Annotated in this window: 4 protein-coding genes and 1 pseudogene; 3 read left to right on the forward strand and 2 right to left on the reverse strand. The window is 69.2% G+C overall.

The annotated features are described in order from the left end of the window. The first annotated feature begins 559 nt into the window (after window positions 1-559). Window positions 560-1,009 carry a PTS glucose transporter subunit IIA gene (locus E2651_RS40055; protein ID WP_135336199.1) on the forward strand — a complete coding sequence of 150 codons (450 nt, stop codon included), beginning with the start codon at window positions 560-562 and terminating at the stop codon, window positions 1,007-1,009. 77 nt (window positions 1,010-1,086) lie between these two features. Beyond that, window positions 1,087-2,757: a phosphoenolpyruvate--protein phosphotransferase gene (gene ptsP / locus E2651_RS40060; protein ID WP_135336200.1), complete on the forward strand. Its 1,671-nt coding sequence runs from the start codon at window positions 1,087-1,089 to the stop codon at window positions 2,755-2,757. Between the two features lie 82 nt (window positions 2,758-2,839). Here ptsP and E2651_RS40065 read toward each other — a convergent pair whose 3' ends face one another. Together E2651_RS40065 and E2651_RS40070 are read right to left on the reverse strand one after the other, a co-directional pair. Beyond that, the gene (locus E2651_RS40065; protein WP_135336201.1) at window positions 2,840-3,733 is read right to left on the reverse strand and encodes a hypothetical protein; all 894 of its coding nucleotides are present in this window, start codon (window positions 3,731-3,733) and stop codon (window positions 2,840-2,842) included. 79 nt (window positions 3,734-3,812) lie between these two features. Then, the gene (locus E2651_RS40070; RefSeq protein WP_135336202.1) at window positions 3,813-5,795 is read right to left on the reverse strand and encodes an acetoacetate--CoA ligase; all 1,983 of its coding nucleotides are present in this window, start codon (window positions 5,793-5,795) and stop codon (window positions 3,813-3,815) included. Between the two features lie 213 nt (window positions 5,796-6,008). Here E2651_RS40070 and E2651_RS40075 point away from each other — a divergent pair. Further along, window positions 6,009-6,263 (forward strand): annotated as a pseudogene (locus tag E2651_RS40075) (glycosyl hydrolase); the annotation flags it as partial.

Consider the following 6,263-nt stretch of genomic DNA (forward strand, 5'->3'; position numbering starts at 1 on the left):
GACCATGACGGCCGAGACGGGGTTGTCAATCTGGCGTTGACTTTTGGCACGCTGTTGAGTTCTCAAGGAACGGACGCTTCCTTTGTACTCACCCTCTCGGGCTTTCCTCCGGGCGCTTCCCTTCGGTGTTTCTTTTGTTCTTGCGTTTCCGACTCTATCAGACTCTTTCGTGTCCGATTTCCTCGGTGCCTTTCAGGTTTCCGCTCCAGCCTCTCGGCCTTTCGCGTTTCCCTTTCCGGCGGTTGCAAACACTAGCAGGTCTTTCTCGACTCCCTGACCACTCGTCTGCGAGCACGCAGCAGCTGACCCAGGGATTAGGATCCGACTTGATAGGTGCTGCCGAGTCCGGACGCTTGACCGCGTCGCTTGCCTCAGGCAGGAGTCCGACTGTACATGGGGCGTTGGTCGGGCGCAAATCGTTTGTGCAGTGCCCCTACTCAGTCATCCGGGACCTCTGGCGCGGAACCGGGACTTTTTATGACTTAGTCTTCTGAACAGTGCGCCGTCCGGGACAGGCAGTGACGGCGGCTACGAATCTCCGCCCCCTGGGAGGCATGCCATGACCAGCGTGACGTCACCGCTTGCAGGACGCGCCATCGGGCTCGCCGCGGTACCGGACCCCGTGTTCTCCGGTGCGATGGTCGGCCCCGGTACGGCGATCGACCCCGTGCGTGAGCCCTCGGCAGCTGTCGCCCCCGTCGATGGCATCGTCGTCTCGCTTCACCCCCATGCCTTTGTCGTCGTGGACGACCAGGGGCACGGCGTGCTGACGCACCTGGGCATCGACACCGTACAGCTCAATGGTGAGGGCTTCGAGCTGCTCGTCAATAAGGGTGACACCGTGCAGCGCGGCCAGGAGATCGTGCGCTGGGACCCGGCGAGCGTCGAGGCGGCCGGCAAGTCTCCCATCTGCCCGATCGTGGCACTCGAGGCCACTGCCGAGTCCCTCGGCGGACTCGTCGAGGATGGTGACGTCAAGGCCGGGGACGCTCTCTTCAGCTGGAAGTGACGTCATCGCCGTCCCTGACGGCAGGTAGGACATCCACCGCGGCGGCTGGGCCCGTCGCTCTATTGGAGACGGGTGAAATGGAGACAACGCTGCGAGGCGTCGGCGTGAGCCACGGTGTGGCGATCGGCGAAGTTCGGCACATGGGGACGGCGGTGCTCGAGCCGCCGGCCAAGCAGATTCCCGCGGAAGAGGCGGAGCGCGAACAGGGGCGCGCCCGGCAGGCCGTGGAGGCTGTCGCGGCCGATCTGATCGCGCGCGGCAATCTGGCCGGTGGGGAGGCGCAGCACGTACTCGAGGCACAGGCGATGATCGCCCAGGACCCCGAGCTCATGTCCGACGTCGACCGTCGCATCACGGTCGGCAGCACGGCGGAGCGCGGTATCTACGACGCGTTCTCCCACTACCGCGAACTGCTGGCCGGTGCCGGTGAGTACATGGCCGGTCGTGTCGCTGACCTCGATGACGTACGGAATCGCATCGTCGCGCGGCTGCTCGGCGTTCCGATGCCGGGTGTTCCGGACAGCGATGAGCCCTATGTCCTGATCGCGCGCGACCTCGCGCCCGCGGACACGGCGCTGCTTGACCCCGCGCTGGTGCTCGGCTTCGTCACCGAGGAGGGCGGGCCGACCAGTCACAGTGCCATTCTCGCGCGGGCGCTGGGTGTGCCCGCCGTTGTCGCTCTGCCGGGTGCGGGTGAACTCGCCGAGGGCACCGTTGTGGCTGTCGACGGCAGCACCGGTGAGATCTTTGTCGACCCGAGTGCGGAGAAGCGGAGCCAGATGGAGGCCGCGGCCGCCGAGCGGAAGGCCGCGCTCGCCGCGTCGACCGGTCCGGGTGCGACGTCCGACGGTCACAAGGTGCCGCTGCTCGCCAATGTCGGCGGGCCCGCCGATGTGCCGGCGGCGGTGGAGGCCGGGGCCGAGGGTGTCGGTCTCTTCCGTACCGAGTTCCTCTTCCTCGACGACAGCACCAAGGCGCCGTCGGAGGAGAAGCAGGTCGAGGCGTACCGCAAGGTGCTCGAGGCGTTCCCCGAGGGCCGGGTCGTGGTGCGTGTGCTCGACGCGGGCGCCGACAAGCCGCTCGACTTCCTGACGCCCGCCGATGAGCCGAACCCGGCGCTCGGTGTGCGGGGGCTTCGGTCGCTGCTCGACCACCCCGATGTGCTGCGTACGCAGCTGACCGCGCTGGCCAAGGCCTCCGAGGGGCTGCCTGTCTACCTCGAGGTCATGGCTCCGATGGTCGCGGACCGTATTGACGCCAAGGCGTTCGCGGACGCGTGTCGCGAGGCGGGGCTGCAGGCCAAGTTCGGCGCCATGGTGGAGATTCCGTCGGCCGCGCTGCGGGCGCGCTCGATCCTGCAGGAGGTCGAGTTCCTCTCGCTGGGCACCAACGACCTGGCCCAGTACGCGTTCGCGGCCGACCGTCAGGTGGGCGCGGTGTCGCGGCTGCAGGACCCGTGGCAGCCCGCGCTGCTCGACCTGGTCGCGCTGTCCGCCGACGCGGCCAAGGCCGAGGGCAAGAGCTGTGGTGTCTGTGGCGAGGCGGCGTCCGACCCGCTGCTCGCGTGTGTGCTGACCGGTCTCGGTGTCACCTCCCTTTCCATGGGTGCTGCGTCCATTCCCTACGTGCGGGCGACGCTCGGCAAGTACACGCTGGCCCAGTGCGAGCGTGCTGCGGCCGCGGCGCGTGCCGCGGACAGTGCCGAGGACGCGCGGAAGGCCGCTCAGGCGGTTCTGTCCGGCGAGTAGCAGGTGCGTGCGGGCCGCTCGGTCCGCCGAATGATGTGCGAGGGGCGTTCCATCCGATGCGGGTGGGGCGCCCCTCGGGCGTTCAGTGCCGGTGTCCCCCTTCGGGTTCGTCGTCTCCGATGGGCGGGGCCGCGCAGTAGTCGACGCCGGATTCCGGGGCGACGAGGTCGCCCGAGATCGCGTCCGTGCAGTAGGCGTCGAAGACCTCGGCCGCGGTGAGGGGCAGCAGGTGCTCGCCGTGCAGGCGCCAGCCTTGGACGCGGTCCGGCATGCCGTCGGCGGTCGTGCGCATCACCAGGCCCGCGGCGCCGTGGGTGGCGATGCCGACGGCTAGGACCGTGGTGAACTCCAGGGCTTCGGTTTCGTCGAGCCGTGTGGTGCCCTCGGCGTCCTGTTCGACGTGCAGTGTGGCGAGGAGCGTCTCCTGGGCGGCGGGCAGGCTGCAGACCAGGTGCCGGGTGGCAGGTCCTGCGGTGTCGAGGAGTCGGACGACCAGGTCCGATGCCCGGTCGAAGGCGGCCCTGCCGATGTCCTCGCCGCAGACCGCGCATGCGCCGAGGCCGGCCAGGAGCATCGTGGCGTACTCCCAGGTGGCCTGGCGGACCGCCTCGTCGACGAGGTCGGGCAGGAGGTCCGAGAGCGGCTGGCCGTCATAGGGGACGGTGGGCCCGGTGGAGGCCAGCTCGGCGGTGAAGCGGGTGCGGCTGGCCGGGGCGTCCGGTTCCAGGCCTGTGTCTGCGCAGTACTCCTCGTATTCCTCGGGGTCGAAGAGCGCGATGGTGGTGTGCCGGCCGTCGGAGGCGAGAGACCGGAGCACGCCTTCGGCCTGGCGCAGGTACGTGGTGTGGTCGTCGAACGTGAAGGTGCGGTAGCGGCGCATCGCCGCGAAGTCCTCCTCGTCGGCCAACAGGCCGATGGTTCCGGCGACTTCGCGGCGCAGTGCGCGTCGCATGGTGCTGTGCTGCGTACGACCCATGATTCCCCCTGCGATCTGTTGATCAATGCTCACTCACAGTAACGTGAGGCACTGACAACGACCGCGGGACGGGAGTTGATCACGAGCGTCGGCGGCCCAGTTCCTCGTAGAACCGGAGCAGTTCGAGGTTGTCCACCGATCCCGCGTTGACCGCCTTGTCCAGTGCGGCGCCTTGGAGCAGCCGCTTGACCGGGACCTCGATGCGCTTGCCGGTGAGGGTGTGCGGGATGCCGGGCACCTCGATGATCTCGTCGGGCACATGGCGCGGGGAGAGCTGGGTGCGGATCGACTGCTTGATGCGGTCACGCAGAGCGTCGTCGAGGGTGGCGTCCGGGGCGAGGTGGATGAAGAGGGGCATCCAGTAGCCGCCTTCGGGTTCTTCGACGCCGATGACGAGGGATTCGCGGATCTCCGGGAGGCGTTCGACGACCTCATAGATGTCGGCCGAACCCATGCGTACGCCTTGGCGGTTGAGCGTGGAGTCGGAGCGGCCGTGGATCACGACCGAGCCGCGTGAGGTCAGGGTGATCCAGTCGCCGTGGCGCCAGACTCCGGGGTAGGTGTCGAAGTAGCTGTCGTGGTAGCGGCTGCCGTCGGGGTCGTTCCAGAAGTGGATCGGCATGGACGGCATCGGGTTGGTGACCACGAGTTCGCCGACCTCGTCGACGAGGGGCTTGCCCTGGGGGTCCCAGGACTGGAGGTCCGTGCCGAGGCCGGGGGCCTGGAGTTCGCCGATGTGGACGGGCAGGGTCGGCACGGCGCCGGCGAAGCAGGAGCACACGTCCGTGCCGCCGCTGACGGAGGCCATCCACAGGCCGCCCGGCCTGTCCGCGAACTCGTCGTGCAGCCAGCGGAATCCGTCGGGCGGCAGCGGTGAGCCGGTGGTGGCTACGCACTGCACGCGCGAGAGGTCGAAGTCGCGGGCCGGCCGCACGCCCGCCTTGCGGCAGGCCATGACGTACGCGGCGGAGGTGCCGAAGAGGGTGGCCCCCGTGCGTTCGGCGATGCGCCACTGGGCGCCGGTGTCGGGATGGCCGGGGCTGCCGTCGTAGAGGACGATCGTGGTGCCCGTCAGCAGGCCGGAAACGAGGAAGTTCCACATCATCCAGCCGGTGGACGTGTACCAGAAGAAGCGGTCCTCGGGACCGAGGTCGCAGTGCAGGCCGAGCTGCTTGAGGTGTTCGACGAGGATGCCGCCCTGGGACTGCACGATGGCCTTGGGCAGGCCTGTCGTGCCGGACGAGTAGAGCACCCACAGGGGGTGGTCGAAGGGGACCGGTTCGAAGACGGGGCCGGTGTCCGAGGCGGTGAGGGCGGACCATTCCAGGGTGCCTTCGGGGGCGTCGGTGCCAAGGAGCGGGATGTGGACGACGGCGCGCAGGGTGGGCAGTTCGCGGCGCAGCTCGGCGACGGCGTCGCGGCGGTCGTGTTCCTTGCCGCCATAGCGGTAGCCGTCGACGGTGAACAGGACGACCGGTTCGACCTGCTGGAAGCGGTCAAGGACGCTGCGGGCGCCGAAGTCCGGGGCGCAGGAGGTCCAGACGGCGCCGACGGCCGCGGTGGCCAGGAAGGCGACGACGGCTTGCGGGATGTTGGGGACGTAGCCGCTGACGCGGTCACCCGGGCGTACGCCGAGTGCGCGCAGTTCCGCCGCCAGGGAGCCGACCTGGCGGCGCAGCTCGGCCCAGGTCACGGGGACCGGCTCGTGGGTCTCGTCAACATGGAGGAGGGCGGGGTCGCCCCCGCGCGTGGGATCTTCCGCGGCGCGCAGGGCGTGTTCGGCGTAATTGAGCGTGGCTCCGGGGAACCATTCGGCGCCCGGCATCGAGCGGTCGCCGAGCACGCGCGCGTAGGGCGTCGAGAACCGTACGTCGAACCAGTCGGTCACGGCCTTCCAGAACGTGTCCAGTTCTGCCACCGACCAGCGGTGCAGTGCCGCGTAGCCTCCGTCGGCGGGCGCTCCGTAGTGCTCGGCGGCCCACTCCTGGAAGCGTGTGATCCGAGCACCGGCGATCCGTTCCTGGTCGGGCTGCCAGAGCGCTGAAGGGTTCGCTGAGGACATGGGGCGGCTCCCGGGCTGTACGCGTCGTATGCGTGTGTGGTGCGCGCGTGCTGGTGTGCGCGCGACACGGCTGAATAGGACGATGCCATGTGATCGATTTCCACACCAGGGTGGGCCTCACACAGTCGGCGTGGCGACTGTGTGCCGTCACCCCAAGTGAACGGCAGTTGAACGATCCACACACGCGGCTTCTTCGGTGGCAGGGTGAGCAGCATGAACGGTCGTGACCTGGTGCGTTCGATGAAGGCGGTCGGTTTGGTCGGTACGGCGCAGGGGTTGCGTACGGTGCGGTCCTCCTGGCGGATGAAGCGGGCGGACGCGTCCGGGCTCGCCCCCCGGGGTGTCGAGCGCGCGCGGGCGCCCGGTCCGGTGACGGGCGTCGAGCCGGGGCCCGGGGGCGGCGTCGTGCGGTTCGCCCGTTCCGAGCTGCGGGTGCGGGTCACGACGGGCGGGGCCATCTTCTGGGGG

This window comes from Streptomyces sp. MZ04, from assembly GCF_004684775.1.
Classification (GTDB): domain Bacteria; phylum Actinomycetota; class Actinomycetes; order Streptomycetales; family Streptomycetaceae; genus Streptomyces.